We start from the raw sequence: 19910 nt of genomic DNA on the forward strand, positions 1-19910 counted from the left end.
GGGCGGTCGGGGGTGAGGCTCAGGCGCCGACGGACTCCTTCTCGGCGGCGAGCTTCTCCTCGTCGAGACGGTCGAGTTCGTGCAGCGACGATCCCTTGGTCTCACGCATCGAGATGACGGCGACGAGCGTGATGGCCGCGGCGATAGCGAGGTAGACGGCGACCGGGATGTACGAGCCGGTGCTGGCCAGCAGCGCCGTCGCGATGATCGGGGCGAGCGAGCCGGCGACGATCGAGGTCACCTGGTAGCCCAGCGAGACGCCCGAATAGCGCATGCGCGTCGGGAACATCTCGGACATGATCGCCGGCTGCGGCGCGTACATGAACGCGTGGATGAACAGACCGAGGCAGATCGCGGCCACGATGATCGCGGGATTGCGCGTGTCGAACATCGGGAAGGCGACGAAGCCCCACCCTGCCGCGCCGAGCGTGCCGATGAGGTACACCGGCTTGCGGCCGATCTTGTCGGTCAGTCCGCCGATGAGCGGGATGACGATCATGTGCACGATGTGCGCGATCACCAGGAGACCGAGGATCTCGGCCGTGTCGACCTTCAGCGCCACCGCCAGGTAGGTGATCGAGAAGGTCACGACGAGGTAGTACATGATGTTCTCCGCGAAGCGCAGACCCATCGCCGTGAGCACGCCGCGCGGGTAGCGCTTGATCACCTCGAGCACGCCGAAGCGCAGCGCCTTGGACTGCTCGACCTCCTTCTGGACCTCGAGGAAGATCGGCGCATCGGTCACGCGCGTGCGCACGTAGTACCCGATGGCGACGATGACGACCGACAGCCAGAACCCGATGCGCCAGCCCCACGAGAGGAACTGCTCCTCGGTGAGCGTGCGGCTGAGCACGAGCAGGACGACCGTCGCCACGAGGTTGCCGATCGGCACGGCCGCCTGCGGCCACGACGCCCAGAAGCCCCGTGTCCGGTTCGGCGAGTGCTCGGCGACGAGCAGGACCGCCCCGCCCCACTCGCCGCCGACGGCGAAGCCCTGCGCGAAGCGCAGCGCCACCAGGAGCGCGGGCGCCCAGTAGCCGATCATGTCGAATGTGGGGAGGCATCCCATGAGGAACGTCGCCACGCCGACGAGGATGATCGCGAACTGGAGCAGCTTCTTGCGCCCGTACTTGTCGCCGAAGTGGCCGAACACGATGCCGCCGAGCGGACGGGCGATGAAGCCGACCGCGTAGGTCACGAACGCCGCGATGATGGGGGCGTACGGGTCGTCCGACGGCGGGAACATGATCTTGTTGAAGACGAGCGTCGCGGCGGTGGCGTAGAGGAAGAACTCGTACCACTCGACGACGGTGCCCGCCATCGAGGCTGTGACGACGCGCCGCAGGCTCGACTGCTTCATCGAGGCCGGGGGTGTCTGGGGTGAAGCCATGCGCTGGTACCTCCTTGTAGAGCGCGGAAGCGGTCCGTGGGGAACCGCTCTGCGGGACGTTACCTGACGCACGATTCAGGTTTCAAGGGGCTTGACGCGGCTCTCTCCGTGAAGTTCGGGCGATCTTCCAGCTTTCAGACGGAGGACCGCCCGATCGGGGGGCCCTGCTCACTCCCACGAGGCGACGAGCATCCAGTGACCGTCGACCTCTTCGACGTCCATGACACGCGTGCGGTGGTCGACATCGCTGCGCGCGGTGAATCGCCAGCTCTGGAACAGCCGCCCGCCGTCGCTGCGCGTCGGGGTGTCGATGATGCGCCACCGCTCGTGGTCGACGACCAGCCGCACCGGCCTCCCTCGTTCACACCAGACCTGAACATCCTCACGTGCCACCATCCGCATGATGCCCCTCCTTCATCGAATCTATGTTCGATAGTAGGACGCGAAACGCACCCGCGCAACAGGGGATGCGTTCGTGCTACGCGCTGCGGCTGTCGGCCTCAGCGTCAGCATCCACCGCCGCGAGATGGATCGCAGCGACGCCGTCGCGGAGGGCGCCGACGGGCACCTCGACGGTCTCGTACTGGGACGTGAATCCGTTCTCGTCGACCACCGACACGGTGACCAGGGCGTGCCCTCGGCGCGGCAGTCGCGACGCGGTGCGGGCGATTCTCTTCGTCTTCATGTCCCCACCACCGTAACCAGGACCTCCGACACGGTGCCGTACGCGCGCGGCGTCACCTCAGATAGGCGTCGACGAGCAGAGGACCACGGATGCCGCGCAGCGCGTCGATGAGACGCTCGCTGCTGCGCGTGGTCCATGACGACATCACGAGGTCGTGCGGGCCGAGCGGCTCGAGCTTGCCGATGCGCACCCGGACGACCTCCCACCCCGCCGCACGCACGGCCCGGTCTTTGCGCCGGTCGACCTCCTCGCGTTTGCCCACGTGCTCGAGCCCGTGCTTGCCGACGCTGTCGTACTCGAGGGCGATCCGCAGCTCCGCCAGAAGGATGTCGGGCCAGACCTCGAGATGGTCGAAGAAGGGCCGCGCGGTGCGGATCGCGGTGAAGCCCGGCGTGACCGCCAGCTTCGCGAAGACGTCGGCCCGCATCCGCGCCTCGACAGCCGACGCTGGCTTCGGCGCGCACGCGCTCACGAACGGCTCCCCCACAGGCAGATCCGGAGTCTTCGTGCAGAGCGAGCGCGGCGGCCTCCGGCGCGGCGCAGGCTCGGCGCCGGGTGCGCGGATCGAGATGCGCGGCGGCTTCGCCGCCGCCGCGCACTCGGGGCACCAGGCGGATCGGCGCCGCTCACGGCCGGGGCGCTCACGCTGCTCGGACGGGGTGGCGACGAACGTGTGCCCGGCCTCGCACTGCCAGAGCAGGAGGACGTCGGCGGCCGGCGGCACCTGCGTCAGCGTGATGCCGGCATTGAGATCGGGGTGGTACTGCCGGATCAGCGCCGGATACGCCGCCCATTCCGACCGGTAGGTGCCCACCGGATAGGGCACGTCGACGCCCTTCGAGAACTGGCGCCTCGCCCACCACAGTTCCACGCGCTCCGGCATGAGCGCACTGTACGACGGGGCTCCGACACCTGCGCGGTCGCAGCGTTCCGGCATCCCGCCATCCCGCCGGTGTCTTCGTTACCGGTGCAGCGGGTGCGTTTGTGGTGCAGCGAACTCCCGCAATAGGATGCGGACCGTGCCGGACATGCTCCGAGATTCGCTCCTGGGGGGACGCGATCTGCAGGAAGTGCTGCTCGAGAGCAAGACCCAGGTTCCGCCCTGGCGGACCAATGCTGTCAGCAGGCGTCGTCAGATCGATCGTGCCCGCACCAGTGGCGCCCGCGTCGTCTCGATTGCCGCCCCCGCGGGGTACGGCAAGTCCACGCTGCTCGCCGAATGGGCCGCCACCGAATCACGCACGGTGGCATGGGTGTCCGCAGACCGCACCGACGATGATCCCGCCGCGCTGCTGCCCGTCGTGGCATCGGCGTGCTCGAGCTTCTCTCCCGTCGCCGAGGCGATGGTCGACGACATGCGAGGCGTCGGTGCGGGAGCGCTGGGCCGCTCAGCGCCGTTGCTCGCCGCCGCGCTCGCCTCGACGCCCGAGGATTTCGTGCTCTTCATCGATGATCTGCACCTGGTCGGTTCGACCGCGTGCCAGGACGCACTGGAGGTGCTGCTCGCGCGGGTGCCCGCAGGGTCGCAGGTCGTGATCGCGGGCCGGCAGGATCCCCCTCTGCTCGCTCGGCTGCGCGCTCGGGGCGTCGTGTGGGAGATCTCTGCCGACGATCTCAGTCTTGATGCCACCGACGCCCGGACGGTGTTCGACGAGGCAGGCGTGCCCGACGTCCCTGAGGCTGATCTCGAGGGCATCGTCGCGAAGTGCGAAGGGTGGCCGGCGGGGCTGTACCTGTGCGCGCTGGTCGAGCGCGCAGGCGGCGATGCCACGAGCGTCACCGGCGAAGAACGATATGTCGCGGGCTACCTCTACCGCGAGTGCATCGAGCGTCTTCCCGAGACGACGCAGTGCTTCCTGCGCCGCATTGCGGTGCTCGACCAGATCTCGCCGGAGGCCTGCAACGCGCTGCTTCAGATCGGCGACGCACGACGCCGCCTCCGCGAGATCGAGTCGGCGAACCTGTTCCTGGTGCCCATGGATCGCAAACGGGGCTGGTTCCGCTTCCACGCGTTGTTCCGCGAGTACCTCCTCGACGAACTCGAGCGTTCCGAGGGCGCCGCCGCCGCCGGCGCGCTTCATCTGCGCGCCGCCCAGTGGCACGAAGCACAGGGAGCCCCGGCGAGAGCCGTCGAGCACCTGCTGCGGGCGGACGAACCCGCGCACGCTGCGGCATTGGTCGAGGAGATCGCGCTCGGCATGTACGAACGGGGCCAGATCACCACCGTGCGGCGCTGGTTCGAAGAGCTCGGCCCCGCCGTGCTCCTGGCCAATCCCGCCCTCGTCGTCCTGCGGACCTGGACGGCGGTGCTCCTGGGCGAGGTGGCGGAGGGCGAGAAGTGGTCGACGCTGCTCGACGAGATCGACGCGAGCGTCTTCCCCGACGACGATCGGGTGCAGTTCGAGTCGGCGCGCTCGATGGTGCGCGCCGCCATGTGCCGCGATGGTCACGAGCAGCTCGCCGCCGACGCCGCATACGCGATCGAGCACGAGCCCGCGACCAGCCTCTGGCGAGCCCAGGCCCTCCATCTCTGGGGGTCCGCAGCGATCCTGAGCGCGGACACCGACACCGCGGGTTCGGCGTTCGCCGAGGCGATCGAGGTCGCGACGGCCATCAACGCGCCCGACACCGTCATCCTCAGCGAGCCCGAGCTCGCGCTGATCGCGATCGACCGCGGCCAGTGGAAGGCCGCAGCCCTCCACGCGCAGCGAGGCGTTGAGGCGATCGATGCCAACCATCTCGAGGGCTACCCGACCACGGCCTTCGCGCTGGCGGTCGCGGCGCGCGTCGCCGTGCACGACGGCGACCGCGAGCGCGGCGAACGGCTCCTCGCGCGCGGCATGCGCGCGCGTGTGGGGTGCACCCATCTGCTCCCCTTCCTCTCGCTGCGCGTGCGCCTGCAGCTGGCGAAGGCTCACGTCGCGCTCGGGGACCGATCAGCGGCGTTCCACCTTCTGGTGGAGTGCGACCATCTGCTGCGCAAGAGGCCCGATGTGGGCGTCGTCTCGACGCAGATCGAGGAGTTCCGCGCCGGTCTCGCGGTCGAACCCCACGCCGAGGGAACAGTCCCCCTCACGCCCGCCGAGCTGCGTCTGCTGCCGTACCTGCAGACGCACCTGACGATCGCCGAGATCGGTCAGCGCTTGTTCGTCTCGCGCAACACCGTGAGCTCCCAGCTCAGCTCGATCTACCGCAAACTGGGCGTGACCACCCGGGGTGGCGCTGTCGAGCGCGCCGTCGCGATCGGTCTTCTCGGCGGCTAGGACCGAGGTCGTTGCACCGATTCAGCGCTCGTCGTCCTGCAGGTCCTCGGTGTAGCCGAGCGCGGAGGCGATGCGCGGAGCCGCGGCGACCGCCCGGGGCAGACCGACGACGGTGACCAGTCCGTCCATCACGGCGATGATCTCCTCGGCCGCAACACCTGCGGAGAGCGCATCGTCGATGGCGGTGTGCAACGACACGTCCGGTGCCGACATCGCGATCAGCGCGCCGATCCGGACGAGGTCACGCGTGCGATGGTCGAGGCATCGCGACCACAGCTCGCCGGAATCCTCGGCAAGGGCCGGGTCGCCGATGCAGAACCGCCGGAGAAGCTCAGGTCCATCCAACGCCGGTCTCCCACCTTCGCGAACGAGCTGCAGAATGATCTCCCCACAGTTCACACGGCAGCGGGCGTCACCGCACCATGCAGATGACGTGAACCACGACCGGCCGGCGGGCGACGGTGTCGCCGCCGCAGGGTCAGCCTCCCGGCCCCGACGGGTCGATCGGCGCGCCGTCGCCGTTCTCGGGGATGTCGCCGCGTTCGACCGGCGGCCCCGTCGGCACCTCGGGCGCGTCCGCGAAGAGCAGCGCGAGCTCGGCGGCCGACGGCACGTGCGCGGCCTCGGCCGCGGCGCGCAGATCCCCGGGCGGAGCACCGCTGCCGCTGACGCGGATGAGCACCCCGTCACGCGTCGCGACGTACTCGTGCACGTCGCTCGCCGACCGGTGCCACAGCCCGTCCTCGTCCTCCTCGCAGGTCACCGCCGCGTCGAACGCCCCCTCGAGCGGGATCGCCGCACATGTCTGCGCCGTGAGCTCTCCGCGGTCGGTGCGGATCGTGAGCATCCTGCCCGACGCGGTGTCGAGCCAGGTCCCCTGCAGACCGTCGGCGCCGTTCGGCCCGACCGACTGCACCGCAAGCTCGTACCCGTCGACGTCGGTCGTGTAGACGAGCTCGGGTGCGATGCCGAGGGAGCGCGCACTCTCGGCGATCTGCGCGGAGTCCGCGGGCCCTTCGGCACCCGCATCGTTCGCACCGCTCGCGCACGCGGTGAGGGCGAGGACGACGGATGCTGCGACCCCGACGAGGATCGCCGGCCGGAGCGGAGCGGAGGAGCGCACGACGCCATCCTGCCGCATGGGGATCGCAGCGAGACCCAGCGACGACGTCTGCGGTGAATGTCGGACCGCGCACGCGCACCTGCCAGGCTGTCCTCTATGAGCCTCGCAGCCAAGATCACCATCCGGGTCTCCGCACTCGCCGTTGCAGGGGTCGTCGCGCTCGCAGCTTCCGCCTGCGCATCCCTCGGCGGTGCCACGCCCGAGCCGGCAGCGGTCGAACCCGCCGCCTCGGCTACCCCGCCTGCCGGGGCCACCCCGGGCGAGGACGAGCCACTGACTGAGCTGCCCGCCTGGGCGCGCGGGACGACCTGGCTCATCTACCCGGAGGGGTTCCGGTGCTCCGGCACCGAGGGCTGCGGGAACGACTACGTTGCGACCTTCGGCGAGCCGGGCGGCGTTCTGCCGGATGGCGTCGAGTACTACGACCCCGCCACACACGACTACAACCCCGCAACGAACACCGGCATGGTGTTCCCCGAGGGGCATGACCTGGTGGTCCCCGCCCCCGAGCAGTAACCTCATGGCGATCAGGCGCCAACACCCGCGTAATCAGGGTGGTTCTGATCTGTCGCAGGCCTACGCCCCCGTTGCGGAGAAGGCCGAGCTTCGTCGAACGCTCTACGAAAGAGCAGGATCCCGCTGACGCGTTGCGCGGCGAACAGGTCCAGGGGCGGGCTTGACGGTCGACAGATCCGGCGTGGTTGGCGATGACGACGTTGTAGCCGAGCTCGCTGGACAATCATGACAACCGCGCACGAGCTCCGTCGTCTCGGGCAACAAGTGACCAGCTCGGTCCACGCGACGTCGTTCGCGAGCTGGTCACTTGCACCGGCAGACGGTCCTTCTCAGGCAGCCACGCCTGTCACCACCGCGGCAGAGCAGGTGAACTCGTGCGCGCCACTGGTCACCCTCGTCCGCGTGCCGTCGGGGAGCACGACGAGGCACGTGGTGGACACGGGGACCTCCACACGCAGGCGGAAGAGCTGGTCGTCGTCGATGCGCCAGTGTGATGCGGCCCGTCCGTAGGGGGTTTCGATCGTGGCGTCGGCGTGAGTGAGCCCGCCGCCGAGGAGGGGCGCGACGGTGAAGGACTTGTAACCGCCCTCGAGCGGTTCGATACCCGCGATACGGCGGTAGAGCCAGTCCCCGACCGCACCGGCGGCGTAGTGGTTGAATGACACCATCCCACCGGTGGACTCTTCGTCGGAGCCGCCGTTCAGGTCGGCAGTGTTCACGGTGCCGTCGGGGCGCAGCGCGTCCCAGCGTTCCCAGATGGTCGTGCCGCCCGACTGGACCATGTACAGCCAGGATGGGCACGACGTCTGCAGCAGCAGGTCGAACGCGTCTTGCACACGTCCGTTGTCGGACAGCGCAAACAGCAGTTGCGGGGTGCCGGGGAAGCCGGTGGAGAGGTGCCCGTCCGCGTGAGCGATCAGGCGGACCAGGTTCGAGGCCATCGTGTTGGTCTCCTCCCCCTGTGTCATGCCGAACGCCAGCGGCAGGACGTACCCGGTCTGGAACTCCTTCTTGAGTGTTCCTGCACCATCGGTGAAGACCTCGCGGTACGCGTTGACGATCTCGGCCTGCAGAGCACGGTACTTCTGCGCGTCCACGGTCTCGCCGAGGAGGTCGGCGATGCGGGCGACAATGCCGCACGAGTTCGCGAAGTACGCGGTGGCGACCCACCGACCACGGCGGATCCATTCCTTCACATCACCGTCCGGCGCGGTCCAGTCGCCGAAGTGGAAGAGGAACCGCCAGATTCGCCGCCGGGACCGGCGCACCGAGAACAAGCCCGACCACCACTTCGCCGCGTGCAGGAAGCGCTTCATCACCGGGTACTGGCTACGCAGCATCCCCAGGTCGCCGCGGGCGAGGTATTCCGCCCACGGCGCGATCACGCACACGTCGCCCCAGGTTGCGGTCGCAACGACCGGAAACGGGTTGCCGGCGCGCGGCACGACCATGGGGATGCCGCCGCCGCGGCCCTGTTCGGCGTCGATGTCCCGCAGCCACTTGCCGAGGAAGCGGCTCATGTCGAAGTTGTACGAAGCCGTCGAGGCGAAGACGGCATAGTCGCCCGTCCAGCCCTCGCGTTCGTCGCGCTGCGGGCAGTCGGTGGGGATATCGACGAAGTTCGACCGGCCGCCCCATTCGATCGCGGACTGCAGCTTGTTGATCAGCTCGTTCGAGGTCGAGAAGGTGCCGGTCCGCGGGATGTCGGAGTGCAGGACCAGTGCCTCGAGCTCGAGGTCGGCCGGGTCGATGCCTGTGACGCCAACATACCGGAACCCCATGTAGGTGAGCCGGGGCGAGTATTCTTGATCCCCGTCGGTGCAGGTGTAGGTGGCGGTCGCTTTCGCGGTTCGCAGCGACTTCACGAACAACTCCCCGTCGACGAGGACTTCCGCGTGGCGGAACGTGATCGTCTGCCCGGCGCTGCCGCGCACGCTGGCGCGGATCACGCCGGCGAAGTTCTGCCCGAAGTCGTAGACCGTCTCCCCGCTGGGGGCAGTGGTCTGCTCGACCGGGGTGAACACGCGTTGGACGCGCACCGGTGCACCGTACTGTGCCAGCAGCCGCGGTTCGCCCTGGGGGCGGGTGACAGTGGCGGCCCGCCAGATGCGCTGCGCGTCGGTGACGGTGGCATCGTAGGTCTCCCCGTCGTACCACTCCGCCATCCGGTAAGGACCGTCGGTGCTGACCACCCAGTCGATGCCGGTGGGGATGACCTGGACAGTGCCGTCGTCATAGGCGAGGTGGATCTCGGCGAGCAGCGCCTGGCGGTCCGCGTAAATCTTGCTCTTGCGTTTGTGGGTGAACGAGCCCACCGCCCATCCTCCGGCGACCGTGACCTCCACGAGGTTCTCCCCCACCATGGGGTCAAGCTCGTACGTCTGGTATTGGATCTGATGGGCGTAGGAGGTGAACCCGGGGGCGAAATAGTCCTCGCCGACCTTGGCGCCGTTGAGGGTGAGTTCATAAACGCCGAGAGCGGTGATCTCCGCCCATGCGCGCACCAGGCCAGGGCGCACCGCGATGCCGCGGCGGAACACCATCGGCACCGGTGACTGCTTCTCCGGCGTCTCGTACGCGCCGTCGGTGATCCACTTTCCGGCCCAGGGAAGGCCGAGGCGTCCGGTACGGAAGCTCGCCTGCGCCTGCGCGACTGTTCCGCTGGTACCGGTCGCTGCAACCTCGACCGCATAGTCGGTGCGCGGAGTCAGGGGGCCCGCGTAGACCGTTCCGGTCTGCTCGTTCGTTTGCACCGTCCAGTCTCCGACGGTGATCGTCGCCGTGTCGAGGGCCTCACCGGGGAGGTCGGATTCGAGGGCGAAGGCGAAGCGGGGGGGCTCGTCGGTCACGCACCCGGAGGTGAGCGAGTCGATGGTCAGGCGGGAGATTCTCATGCCGGTCCTTTCCGGAGGATCGTCTTCAGGGCGCGGATCGGATGCCAGGCGGCGAACTCCGCAATCCCCCGCGCGACGTTATACGGGAGCGCGCCGCCGGAGGACATCGCCATGCTCCGCAGCGACTGGAACGGCATCATTCGCAGAACGAAGTGCGCGTTCTTGACCTGGGCGTCCCGTTCCAACCCGTCGGGGAGGGCGAGGGCGCGCTGGTAGTCCTTCCGCACGGTGGCCGACACCATGCGGAGCATGATCGCGCCGATCAGCGTGCGCCTGGCGTCGGTGAGCCGGGTCTCCATCGTCAGCCGGCGCGGCGTCGCCGAGGGCGGGACGTCGCGTCCAAGCAGGGCGGGGAATGAGGCCGGAACCCGGGCCGGCGGGGTGGCGTAATCGCGGTCAACCGCGGCCGGGTATGGGGAGTGGGAGTCCCGCCCGCTGGTCACGACCAGTGGGGTGTGCAGGCGGGGGTCGTGGGCGGAGGCGGCCAGGACGATCTCGTAGTCACCGTTCTCCAGCACCCACCCGTGCTCGGCGACATCCCAGTAGGCGAGGTCGCTGAGCGGGAACGAGATCTCCACCGGCACCGCAGCGCCTGCGGGAACATGGACGCGGGCGAACCCGCGCAGCTCCTTGTCCGCCTTGAACACCTCACCGCGGTTGTTGCGCACATACAGCTGCACGACCTCCGCGCCATCGCGATCGCCGGTGTTCTCCACAACGGCGCGGACGGTGACCGCCCCGTCCTTCACCTTCGCCTCCAGGTCGGAGTAGGTGAATTGGGTGTAGGAACGCCCATGTCCGAACGGGAACCTCAATGCGGTTCGGGCCGCGTCGTAATACCGGTATCCGACGTAGATCGACTCGTAGTACTCGGCGCTTGTCGCCCTGTTGTAGTCGGCGGCGGAGCTCGCATCGGCCGAAACCAGCGGCCAGCTCTCTGTCAACTTCCCAGAGGGGTTTGCTTCGCCGAACAGCAGCTGCGCGGACGCTTCACCGCCCTGCATGCCAGGCAGGTGCAGATCGAGGATCGCCGCGAGCCGATCCGCGAACGGCAACTCCACCGGAGCTCCGGCGAACAGCACGAACACGACGCGCGCCCCGGTGTCCGCCAACTGCTCGAGCAGGGCGGTCTGGCTGTCGCCGAGGGCCATCGTCTGCCGGTCGAAGCCCTCGCTCTCCTCCAAATCGCTGAGCCCGCCGAAGAACAACACGGTATCGCGCGCGTTCACCCCGGCGAGAGCTTCTGCCTCCAGCTTGAGGTCGCGTTCGGTGGACATGGCGCGGTAGCCGCGGGCGTACCGGTACCGGACGCCGCGCGCGTCGAACGCCTCGCGCGGGGTGACGATCGCGGTCGGGTTGATCAGGGACGACCCGGCGCCCTGGAACCGCATCCGATCGAACATCTCCCCCACCACGACGACCTCGCGGGCCGGGTTCAAAGGCAGGGTGCCGTCGTTGGTCAGCAGCACCGCACCATCGGTCGCGATCTCGCGCGCGAGGGCCGCGTGGGCGGCGGGGTCGTGCGGCGCAGAGGGTCGCGTCGCGTCCTGCGTCTGCCGGACGAGGCTGAGGATGCGGCGCACCGCCTCGTCAAGCGTCTCCACCGGGAGCCGTCCATCGCGGACGGCGGCGATGATCGCCGCCCGATTGTGCGGGGTGTCGCCGGGCATGTCCAGCTCGCATCCGGCCGCCAGCGCCGACACACGGTCGTGCGTAGCACCCCAGTCGGTCATCACGACCCCGTCGAACCCCCACTCCTCCCTCAGGAGGCCAGTGAGAAGGTCCCGGTTGTCGGAACTGAAGGTCCCGTTGATGGCGTTGTACGCGCACATCACGGTCGCCGGCTTCGCGTCCCGGACGATGCGTTCAAACTGCCGGAGGTAGATCTCCCGCAACGCGCGCTCATCGACAATGCTGTCGCCGACGAACCGGAAGTCCTCGTTCGAGTTCGCCGCGAAGTGCTTAACCGCCGTCGCGATCCCGTTCGACTGCACACCCTCCACGAACGCCGCACCGAACGCCCCGGACACAAGCGGGTCCTCGGAGAAGTATTCGAAATTGCGGCCACACAGCGGGTTGCGCTTGATGTTCACCCCGGGAGCGAGCAGCACGTCGACATCGAGATCGGCGGCCTCGTGCCCGATCGCTTCCCCCATCCGTCGGGCGAGCTCTGGATTCCACGTGCTCGCCACCGTGACCGCTGGCGGGAATGCAGTGGACGGGATGTTGTCGGCGACACCGAACGCCCCCTCCCCCCCACGCACCTTACGCACCCCGTGCGGCCCATCCGTGAGATACAGTCGCGGGATACCGAGCCGCTCAATCCCGTTGCTGCTCCACGAGTCGACGCCCTCCAGAAGGAGCGCTTTCTCCTCAAGCGTCAGCTCCGCGAGCAGAACGTCGGCGTCGACCGCGGCGGCAAGGGCACTATCGGACATCAGCGCACTCCTCGAACGAAGGCCGTGACCACCCCGGTGCCCAGGGCGATGCCCGCACCGGTAAGGAAAAGGGCGGCGTAGTTCGTTCCCGACGGGGAACCGATCAGCAGCAGCACGGATCCCAGCAGCGGCGCCACGGCACCGGGGAGACTGGCGGCGAGGTTGTAGATCGTCATCCACCTGCCCGCCTGCTCCCGGTCGGGAACGAGGTCACTGGCCATCGCGACATCCACCGCACCGAACATGCCCGCCGCACCCAGGATGCACATCACCGCCGCAAAGAACAGCCCGAACCCGTCCGTGAACCCCATCAATGCCAGTCCCGTCGCCGACAATGCGGATGACGTCATGATGAACACCTTGCGACGCTTCACCTTGTCCGACAGGATGCCCGACACGATCGCGAACGTCATCGTGACCAGGATCCCGATCCCACCCACCAGCGTGAGCTTCTGCCCGGCCTCCGCTGCGGTGAACCCGAGCCGGTCGGCCAGGAAGTACAACTGATAGGTCGTCAGGAATGCCAACGCCATCTGCATCAAGAATTTCCCGAGCCACACCAGGGAGAAGTCGCGGTGCTTTCGGGGGCTGAACACCATCAGCCGGAACGTCTGGCGAATCGTCGTCTGCGGCAACGGCACGATCGGATCCGGAACCACCAACATGTACACCACCGCGAGGACAAGGAACGCAACGACCGGCACGACGAACAACAGCACGATGTTCCCGGTGAGCAGCCCCCCGATGGTGTAGCCGAGCACTCCCGCCAATTGGGTGGCGACCCCGACGATCGCGCCCATCGAGCCGCGCTGCGCCTCCGGCACCTGCTCCGCCACCACCGGTGTGATCGCCGCGGCAGGGCCAGCGCCGCCGACGCAGACAATCACCCACCCGAGCAGCAGCATGGGGACCGACGGGGCAAGTGCCACCAACACAGCCCCGATCAGCCCCACCAGGATCCCACCCAGCAACCACGGGCGGCGGCGGCCCCACCGGGTCCGGGTGCGGTCGCTGAGGACCCCGGCCATCGGACCGGCGACCAAGGAGACCACCGCCCCCGCCGCGGCCACGATGCCCAACACAAGAGCCTTGTTGTCCGGAGCGACCTGCTGCACCTTGTACGGCAGGCTGAACAACGCCGGCATCATCACGGTCAAGTACAGACCGAAGTTCACCAGGCCGAACGCGATCTTGAACCCGACGCCCACCTTCTTCACCGCGCCGGGGGGGCCTGCCGGGCCGGACATCACAGTGGTGTGGTCATCATCGATAGACATAAGCGACTCCGCTGTCATAAGCACACCGAACTAGCGCGCGCTACCAGCGTAGACAAGGAAGGAACACTGCGCAAAGCCGAATCCGAATATCGCGGCGCCGCCCGTTGCCCGACTGGCGCATCGGGTCGTTCCTCGTTACGCTTTCGGGTACTCCGGCACCGGCCGCGCACCCGGTCGATGGCTGTTCTTCTTGCGCCCGTGGAGCGCAGGTCCGCAGCGACACAACATCAACGGTCGAACGGATCAGATGGCCCCGATTGAGAGTTGAGGTCGTCCAGACGGGACGACGGCACGGGATGGTCAGGCGCTTTCGCGCGGCACCAGCACGGCGCGAACGTCCACTGTAGCGCCGGGTCGTGCGGTGCCATTGACCTCACTGAGCGCTAGCTCCGCAAGAAATCTTCCGAGACCTGCGACGTCCACTCGGATAGTCGTCAGCGAGGGGACGGTGAGCGATGCAAGCGGGGTGTCATCGTGACCGATGAGCGCGATGTCCTCCGGCACCCGCACACCGCTGCGGACAGCGGTGCTGATCACGAGCGCGGCGATGTCATCGTTGTACGCTACGATCCCGTCGACACCGTCTGCGAGCCAGCCTGCGAGCACCGTTGTCGCGTTAACCGCGTTCAAGTCGGCGCGACCTTCCAGCTGCCCGCCGGTGAGATCCAGCATCGTCGCCTCGGTGAGAGCAAGACGCTGGGCGACCAGACCTGCGAGCCGTGAGTCACTGGTGCCCGCGAACACGATCCGGCGACAGCCACGCTCTACGAGCCGCTGCACCTGCAGCCTTGGCCCATCGGCGAAACTCAGCCCGCGCTCGATCTCCCCCGCGGCGCCACGGCCCGGCACCAGCGTCTTCGCGCCGGTCGCGACGATCGCGTCGAACTGCTCGTCCGGCAGCGCCGAGAAGGCAAAGACGACGTCCGGTGCAAGCGTCTCCCACAGTGGGGCGGCATGACCATCGGGATGCGGGGTCATGGTAACCAGCGAATAGCCAGCCCGGTCCAGCATCAGCGACGCCTCGTCGAGATGCACACGCATGCTGTGGTCCAGCGGCCATTCCGGCAGCACCAGCAATACGATCCGGCTCCGGCCGCTCGCCAGAGCACGCGCCGCCGTATGTGGCCGGTACCCGAGACGCTTCGCTTCCGCCAGCACACGGTTCGTCGTCGCCGCCGAGATCGACTGCCCCGGAGTGTTGTTCAGCGCGAACCCCACGGTTGCCCGCGACAAGCCCAAGGACCGCGCGACATCAGCCGCCGTCACTCGCTTCGCCACATCACCGCTCATGATCTCCACTCTGTCACGCCCACCCAGTGTCGGCGACGCTCGAGATGCCGTTGATCAGGCGGCTGGTCGCGGGCGGAGGTCCGCAACACCCAAGTGGTGACGTCGGCGTGTCAAACCGCCGAGAGCCTCCGTCATCCGGGCGTTCGCCACGCGCCGGAGCCGCCGTTCAGGATCGGCGCCAGTGTCAGCTCCGGGCAGGGGCGAGCTGCAACGCCCCTCCCGCATGATGCACCTGGCGATAGGCCCTGGGCGCGATGCCGAACTCCGCCCGGAAGCGCCGGGAGAAGTGACTCGCGTCCGCCCAACCCACTTGCGCTCCGATTACTCCCACGGGCAGGTCAGAAGCAATCAACAGCCGCGCGGCAGCCTCAGCACGCAGACGCGAAAGGTAAGCGAGCGGCGGCTGCCCCATCGCCGCACGGAACCGCCTGACCAAATGCTCGGGGGTGACGAATAGGGCGCCTGAGAGATCGCCCAGGTTCCACTCGCGCCCAAGATCCGACCGCAGCAGCCGCGCGGCCTCCGCCACCAGCAGGGGTGGAGATGGCGCAGGTTCGCGTGAGCCGGCACCCACCGCGCGGGCCAAGGCAGCGAAGAAGATGAGGAGCTGTGCAATGGCGTCAGCCTTGCTGGCGTGGTCGGAATAGGGAAGACCGGCAATATGGTGCAGTGGCGCGGCACAGTCGTTCAGTGATCGCGTATCCAGCCGCAGCGTCGACACGCCCACCTGTTCGCGATCCTGATTCACCAGCGCGCCCATCGCGGGGTCGCGGCTCACCCACGCCAACTCATCGTGCAGCAGCGACCTGCTGATACCGCAGTTGAGCACCGTGAGGCCTCGGCACTGCGCGTACGAGTGGGCGATACCGGGAGGAATGATCAGCGCGTCTCCCCGCCGCAAGAGCGTGCGGCCGACGAAACACTCGTGCAGTCCGCTCCCACCGAGAACGAGCAAGATTTCGAGGAAGGAGTGTGCGTGCGTCGGATACCACTCCTCATGGTGATGGACACCCGCATATACCGGGAGCCCGGTGCGAAGGTGGACCATTCCCCCGACATCCTCGACGAGCGGGTCCCTATCCGCGATGCGGGGGCCTACCGGCATGGCTTCATTGCGCACGCGAATACGCTAGCACGCGCTAGCCATCAGGGTCACCGCGGCAGACGTCAAGCGGCGCCGGCGATGACGAGGCCCTCACGAATCGCCCCGATCGCGGGTTCGGCGACCGCGACTGCCCCCTGAGGGGCGAAGAGGCTCATCGGCTGCCAGCCGCCGGCTGTGTAGTCCGGCGCCCATGGCCGGATACCGGCGAGGACTCCGCTGCCGGCGCCCCACGCCGTGAGATCGCGGTAGAAGCGGAACTCGCCGTCGGAATCCGCAGGGTAGCCGGGCACCGGGTTGTTCCAGGCGAAGGGCGGCCCCATGGTCCCCGACGGATATCCCACCTCGGCGATGAAGACCTTCTTGCCGTACTTGGCGCTCGCGGCCGTCGCGGTCGCCTGGAACTCGGTCAGTGCATTCCCGCTCGTGGCTGCGGTCGGATAGAACGAGACGCCGAGCTCTGCCACATCGAAGCCGAAGTCGGCCATCGCCCGGTAGAAGGCATCGAACAGTCCGGGCACCTGGAGGGCGACGGTGCTCGTGTGTGTGCTGAACTTTGCTCCGCGGTCAACCTTGCGCACTCCTTCTGCGACGGCGGTGAAGATCGCCGCGACGTACGGCCAGAGGTGCGCGCGCAGCCACTCGACGCGATCGGGCCTGCCGAACAGCTGGAACGCATCCATCCTGCCGATCTCCGGGTCGACCGCATCCGGTGCGGCGTAACTCCAGTACGACGTCTCGGAGGTGAAGCTCCGCACCGCCACGCCGGCGACGCCGAACTCGACCTCGTTGCCGAGATCCCAGATGTTCACCTTCGCACCGGTGCGCAGCACCTGCTCGGCGACGCGTGAGCCGTACTCACGCATAGCCCTCGTCATCTCCGCGAGGGTCAGCGACTCCCATGGTCCTGGCAGCCGGATCTGGGGGTAGCCCGCGAAGTCCGGGCCGGGCTGATGCGAGATATCGCCGTACACGTTCCATAGCCCGAGTTCGGGATTGAAGGGCAGATCCAGCTTTCGCGCGAGACGCGCCTTCTCCAGGCCCATCTTGAACCCGTGCTCCGCATCTGGAGCCTGCAGCGCATCGCGTCGGGTAGCGATTCGCGCGAACACCTCGTTAGCCCCATGCCTCATGAACAGGCGCTGAACACCTTCCAGACTATCGACGGTGCGAACGCCGTCCGTGTAAGCCACCCCTGCTGCGAGCAATGCCGCAGTGAACGGGCTGATAGACAGGGCATTGCGGAACGAGCGCGGAGAATCGTGTCGGTCGCCGCCGCGAGCCGCGTGCGCGGCCGGGGTAGCCATCCCTGCGAGCACAGCTCCGGAGGCGGCCGCGCCGATCATGAACCCGCGGCGGCTGATGCCGTTGCCTTCGACCGGCCCCACAGTGTTTGCGCCTGACGTCATCGTCATTCTCCTTTGCTCTGGCACCCGTTGCATGCCTCCCCCGATCATCAGCTTGCGCACGCGTGACCGGGTAGGACGAGGTTGTGGAGGACTAGCACCGTATTGATCACTTCGCCTTTCCGTTGCGGAAGCGCTCCGCTCGAGACGAGGACGGGATGCCGCCGATCGCAGTTCTCGTTGACGCATCCGCCGAGTTGGGTGACCTATTGGCCATGCTCGCGCACACCGGTGTCCGGTGGGATGAGCTCGCGGCGATACGCGTGCGAAACGTGGATCTGCCTCATCGTCGCCTGGTGACCGTCCGCGATGCTGCCGCTCACCTCACAGGAAAGGTGTGGCCGACGGCCGACCTCGGTCCCCTCCACGAGGAGGTCACGAACAGCTGGGCCGAGAACTTAGGGGAAATTTGTGGCTAGCGCCGAATCACTGTGGCGCGCCGAGCGTGCAAACCAGAAAACCCCCGGAATTCCGGGGGTTCTGATCTGTAGCGGGAGCGGGGCTTGAACCCGCGACCTCACGATTATGAGTCGTGCGCTCTCACCAACTGAGCTACCCCGCCATACGCATCCGACGGTCACGATGTGGATGCTGCGAGCCCCGAGTCAGGATTGAACTGACGACCCCTTCCTTACCATGGAAGTGCTCTGCCACTGAGCTATCGGGGCGTGCTGCCCGCAAGCAGGCAACTAGAAGAGGATACCAGAGCCGCGGCATCCTTCCGAACCGGCTCAACCCACCGTGTGGGTCCCGTCGGTGTACTCCTGCAGCCACGGCCACGGGTCGATGGCGGTGGTGCCGTTCTTGAGGATCTCGAAGTGCGTGTGAGCGCCGTACGAGCGTCCGGTGTTGCCGGTGCGGCCGATGACCGTGCCGACCGTCACGTGCTGGCCGGGGCTGACCTGCAGCGATCCGTACTGCATGTGCGCGTAGTGGCTCGAGACCAGCTGCCCGTCGACGATGTGGTCGATGGTGACGTGCACGCCGTAGGCGCCGCCGGCCTCCGAGGCGATGCGGACGGTGCCGTCGGCGATCGCCTGCACCGGCGCGCCGTTGCCGGGCGTGAAGTCGATGCCCTCGTGCATGCGGCCGGAGCGCATGCCGAACCCGTACGACATCGTCACACCGACCGCGAAGGGCCACTGGATGTTCGAGTTCGGGTTGTTGTGGAACAGGTTCGAGAAGTTGCTGATGCCGGCCTCGGACGCGAGCTGAGCCGTCGTCGTCGTCGAGTAGTTCTCGGTGCGCTGCAGCATGTCGCTCTGCGCGTCGCCGGGAGCGACGTAGGCCTGGATCTCCGCCTCGTCGATGACGGGCACGGAGTCATCGGCCGCGGCGAGCACCGAGAGCGAGGCATCCGTTCCGTTCACGGCCGCGACCGCTTCGGCCGGCGTCGTCATGCCGACGGCCATGAGACCGACGATGCCGAAGACGCCGATCGAGAACGACGCGGTGGCGACGCGCTTGAAGGCGCTGCCGCGACGGGCCTGCGCGCGGCGCGGCGCCGTGTGCGGGGCGGCCGCAGTCCCGGCTTCGGCCTGCGCCTCGGCCGCGGGCTGCTGGACGGGGGTCTCGCCGGTGAAGGAGAAGAGGCGCGATGCGGCTTCGAACTCGTCGACTCCGGATGCTGCGGGCTGAGGAATCGGGCCGGTCAAGGGCTCGATCCGCTCGGTGCGGGGGCGCTCGGTGCGCGCGCGCGAGACCCGGGGCTCTGCGGTCGTCTGCGGCTCGGCGACCTCGACCTCGGGCACCGTCGACGCGACGGGCGCGGGGGCCTCGGCCGCACGGTGCTCTGCGAAGGTGTCGGCCGTCCACGTGGAGGCGGCCTCAGCGGGCGTCTCCTCCGAGGCTGGGGCGGGGACGGCTGTGGTGGAGGCGGGCGCCTCGGCCACTGCGACAGGCTCGAGAAGCTCGAACGGCTCGGCCGGAGCGAGCACGGCGTCGAGCAGCGGCGCCGGCTCTTCGCGGGTCGGCAGCTCGGCCTCGAAGGCGGCAGCGGGACGCTCGGGCTCGGCGGGAGCGACAGGGGCGATCGGCGGGACGACCGCGACGGGCTGTGCGCCTGTCTGCGCGCGGCGCGCGCGACGGCTCACGTGCTCGACGACGGGCGCGGCAGGGGCCGAGACAGCGGCGGACGAACGAGCACGGGTGCGCGAGACGCGGGGCTCGACGACGGGCTCGGATGCGACCGGGAGCTCCACCGACGACGGCGCCGGGGCGGCGGGCGCGGCGGCCTCAGGGGCGGACGTCAGGTACGACGTGGCCTCGGGCTTCGCCACGCGGGTGGCCGCAGCATCCGTCGCCTTCGCGTCCACGGGACGACCCCACACCACCGCGGGACGCTCGGGAGCGGTGCTCGCCGCCTGACGCCGCGCGGTCGCACGGCCTGCCCCGGGAGTCTCCGGCGTCGCCAGAGCAGGCGCTGCGGAGGGTCGACTGGATCGCCGTGTGGGCGCAGATCCGGCCTGGGGGGCGTCGAAAGGCAAAGCGGAAGCGGGCTCTCGGGTCGTGCCGCGACGGGGGGGG

Annotated in this window: 15 protein-coding genes and 2 tRNA genes; 2 read left to right on the top strand and 15 right to left on the bottom strand. The window is 68.4% G+C overall.

Annotated elements, in window-relative coordinates; translation table 11 throughout:
* Window positions 1–19 precede the first annotated feature (19 nt).
* The 4 genes from ACFC1I_RS10430 to ACFC1I_RS10445 all read right to left on the bottom strand — a co-directional run bounded on the left by ACFC1I_RS10430 (window position 20) and on the right by ACFC1I_RS10445 (window position 2958).
* A complete protein-coding gene (locus ACFC1I_RS10430; RefSeq protein ID WP_376008677.1) occupies window positions 20–1390 on the bottom strand; it encodes an MFS transporter in 1371 nt (456 codons plus the stop codon).
* Window positions 1391–1558: 168 nt separating this feature from the next.
* Window positions 1559–1738 (bottom strand): hypothetical protein, encoded by a 180-nt coding sequence (locus ACFC1I_RS10435; protein ID WP_376008679.1) that lies wholly within the window; start codon window positions 1736–1738, stop codon window positions 1559–1561.
* A gap of 130 nt (window positions 1739–1868) precedes the next feature.
* Complete coding sequence (locus ACFC1I_RS10440) at window positions 1869–2075, bottom strand: hypothetical protein (RefSeq protein WP_376008681.1); 207 nt, start codon at window positions 2073–2075, stop codon at window positions 1869–1871.
* Window positions 2076–2127: 52 nt separating this feature from the next.
* Window positions 2128–2958, bottom strand: a complete 831-nt coding sequence (locus ACFC1I_RS10445; RefSeq protein WP_376008683.1) for a zinc-ribbon domain-containing protein — start codon at window positions 2956–2958, stop codon at window positions 2128–2130.
* A gap of 145 nt (window positions 2959–3103) precedes the next feature.
* Here ACFC1I_RS10445 and ACFC1I_RS10450 point away from each other — a divergent pair, with 145 nt between their 5' ends.
* Window positions 3104–5338 carry a LuxR C-terminal-related transcriptional regulator gene (locus ACFC1I_RS10450; protein WP_376009347.1) on the top strand — a complete coding sequence of 745 codons (2235 nt, stop codon included), beginning with the start codon at window positions 3104–3106 and terminating at the stop codon, window positions 5336–5338.
* 21 nt (window positions 5339–5359) lie between these two features.
* On the opposite strand, the gene ACFC1I_RS10455 is transcribed toward ACFC1I_RS10450, so the two are convergent.
* Window positions 5360–5683, bottom strand: coding sequence for a carboxymuconolactone decarboxylase family protein (locus ACFC1I_RS10455; RefSeq protein ID WP_376008685.1), 324 nt, complete (start codon window positions 5681–5683; stop codon window positions 5360–5362).
* Window positions 5684–5816: 133 nt separating this feature from the next.
* Window positions 5817–6461 (bottom strand): hypothetical protein, encoded by a 645-nt coding sequence (locus tag ACFC1I_RS10460; RefSeq protein ID WP_376008687.1) that lies wholly within the window; start codon window positions 6459–6461, stop codon window positions 5817–5819.
* 96 nt (window positions 6462–6557) lie between these two features.
* On the opposite strand from ACFC1I_RS10460, the gene ACFC1I_RS10465 reads away from it, so the two are divergent.
* Window positions 6558–6977 carry a hypothetical protein gene (locus ACFC1I_RS10465; RefSeq protein WP_376008688.1) on the top strand — a complete coding sequence of 140 codons (420 nt, stop codon included), beginning with the start codon at window positions 6558–6560 and terminating at the stop codon, window positions 6975–6977.
* Window positions 6978–7306: 329 nt separating this feature from the next.
* Here ACFC1I_RS10465 and ACFC1I_RS10470 read toward each other — a convergent pair whose 3' ends face one another.
* The 9 genes from ACFC1I_RS10470 to ACFC1I_RS10510 all read right to left on the bottom strand — a co-directional run bounded on the left by ACFC1I_RS10470 (window position 7307) and on the right by ACFC1I_RS10510 (window position 19699).
* A complete protein-coding gene (locus tag ACFC1I_RS10470; protein WP_376009350.1) occupies window positions 7307–9520 on the bottom strand; it encodes a family 78 glycoside hydrolase catalytic domain in 2214 nt (737 codons plus the stop codon).
* 347 nt (window positions 9521–9867) lie between these two features.
* Window positions 9868–12309 (bottom strand): glycoside hydrolase family 3 N-terminal domain-containing protein, encoded by a 2442-nt coding sequence (locus tag ACFC1I_RS10475; protein ID WP_376008690.1) that lies wholly within the window; start codon window positions 12307–12309, stop codon window positions 9868–9870.
* Window positions 12309–13586 (bottom strand): MFS transporter, encoded by a 1278-nt coding sequence (locus ACFC1I_RS10480; RefSeq protein WP_376008692.1) that lies wholly within the window; start codon window positions 13584–13586, stop codon window positions 12309–12311. The genes ACFC1I_RS10475 and ACFC1I_RS10480 overlap by 1 nt, the downstream gene beginning before the upstream one ends.
* 300 nt (window positions 13587–13886) lie before the next feature.
* Complete coding sequence (locus tag ACFC1I_RS10485) at window positions 13887–14876, bottom strand: LacI family DNA-binding transcriptional regulator (RefSeq protein WP_376008694.1); 990 nt, start codon at window positions 14874–14876, stop codon at window positions 13887–13889.
* Between the two features lie 184 nt (window positions 14877–15060).
* On the bottom strand, window positions 15061–15996 hold the full coding sequence (locus ACFC1I_RS10490; protein ID WP_376008696.1) for an AraC family transcriptional regulator: 936 nt from the start codon (window positions 15994–15996) through the stop codon (window positions 15061–15063).
* A 47-nt stretch (window positions 15997–16043) separates the two neighbouring features.
* Complete coding sequence (locus ACFC1I_RS10495; RefSeq protein ID WP_376008698.1) at window positions 16044–17447, bottom strand: glycosyl hydrolase 53 family protein; 1404 nt, start codon at window positions 17445–17447, stop codon at window positions 16044–16046.
* Between the two features lie 425 nt (window positions 17448–17872).
* Window positions 17873–17946: transfer RNA gene (locus tag ACFC1I_RS10500), tRNA-Met, on the bottom strand.
* Between the two features lie 34 nt (window positions 17947–17980).
* A tRNA-Thr gene (locus tag ACFC1I_RS10505) sits at window positions 17981–18052 on the bottom strand.
* 63 nt (window positions 18053–18115) lie between these two features.
* A complete protein-coding gene (locus ACFC1I_RS10510) occupies window positions 18116–19699 on the bottom strand; it encodes a peptidoglycan DD-metalloendopeptidase family protein (protein ID WP_376008699.1) in 1584 nt (527 codons plus the stop codon).
* Window positions 19700–19910 lie beyond the last annotated feature (211 nt).

The organism is Microbacterium sp. NPDC056044 (genome assembly GCF_042267145.1).
GTDB lineage: Bacteria > Actinomycetota > Actinomycetes > Actinomycetales > Microbacteriaceae > Microbacterium.

Excerpts from the sequence above, each read along its gene's own strand:
- ACFC1I_RS10430 (WP_376008677.1), bottom strand. The coding sequence starts at position 1,390 with ATGGCTTCACCCCAGACACCCCCGGCCTCGATGAAGCAGTCGAGCCTG.
- ACFC1I_RS10440 (WP_376008681.1), bottom strand. The coding sequence starts at position 2,075 with ATGAAGACGAAGAGAATCGCCCGCACCGCGTCGCGACTGCCGCGCCGA.
- ACFC1I_RS10445 (WP_376008683.1), bottom strand. The coding sequence starts at position 2,958 with ATGCCGGAGCGCGTGGAACTGTGGTGGGCGAGGCGCCAGTTCTCGAAG.
- ACFC1I_RS10450 (WP_376009347.1), top strand. The coding sequence starts at position 3,104 with ATGCTCCGAGATTCGCTCCTGGGGGGACGCGATCTGCAGGAAGTGCTG.
- ACFC1I_RS10465 (WP_376008688.1), top strand. The coding sequence starts at position 6,558 with ATGAGCCTCGCAGCCAAGATCACCATCCGGGTCTCCGCACTCGCCGTT.
- ACFC1I_RS10470 (WP_376009350.1), bottom strand. The coding sequence starts at position 9,520 with ATGGTGTTCCGCCGCGGCATCGCGGTGCGCCCTGGCCTGGTGCGCGCA.
- ACFC1I_RS10475 (WP_376008690.1), bottom strand. The coding sequence starts at position 12,309 with ATGTCCGATAGTGCCCTTGCCGCCGCGGTCGACGCCGACGTTCTGCTC.
- ACFC1I_RS10480 (WP_376008692.1), bottom strand. The coding sequence starts at position 13,586 with ATGTCTATCGATGATGACCACACCACTGTGATGTCCGGCCCGGCAGGC.
- ACFC1I_RS10485 (WP_376008694.1), bottom strand. The coding sequence starts at position 14,876 with ATGAGCGGTGATGTGGCGAAGCGAGTGACGGCGGCTGATGTCGCGCGG.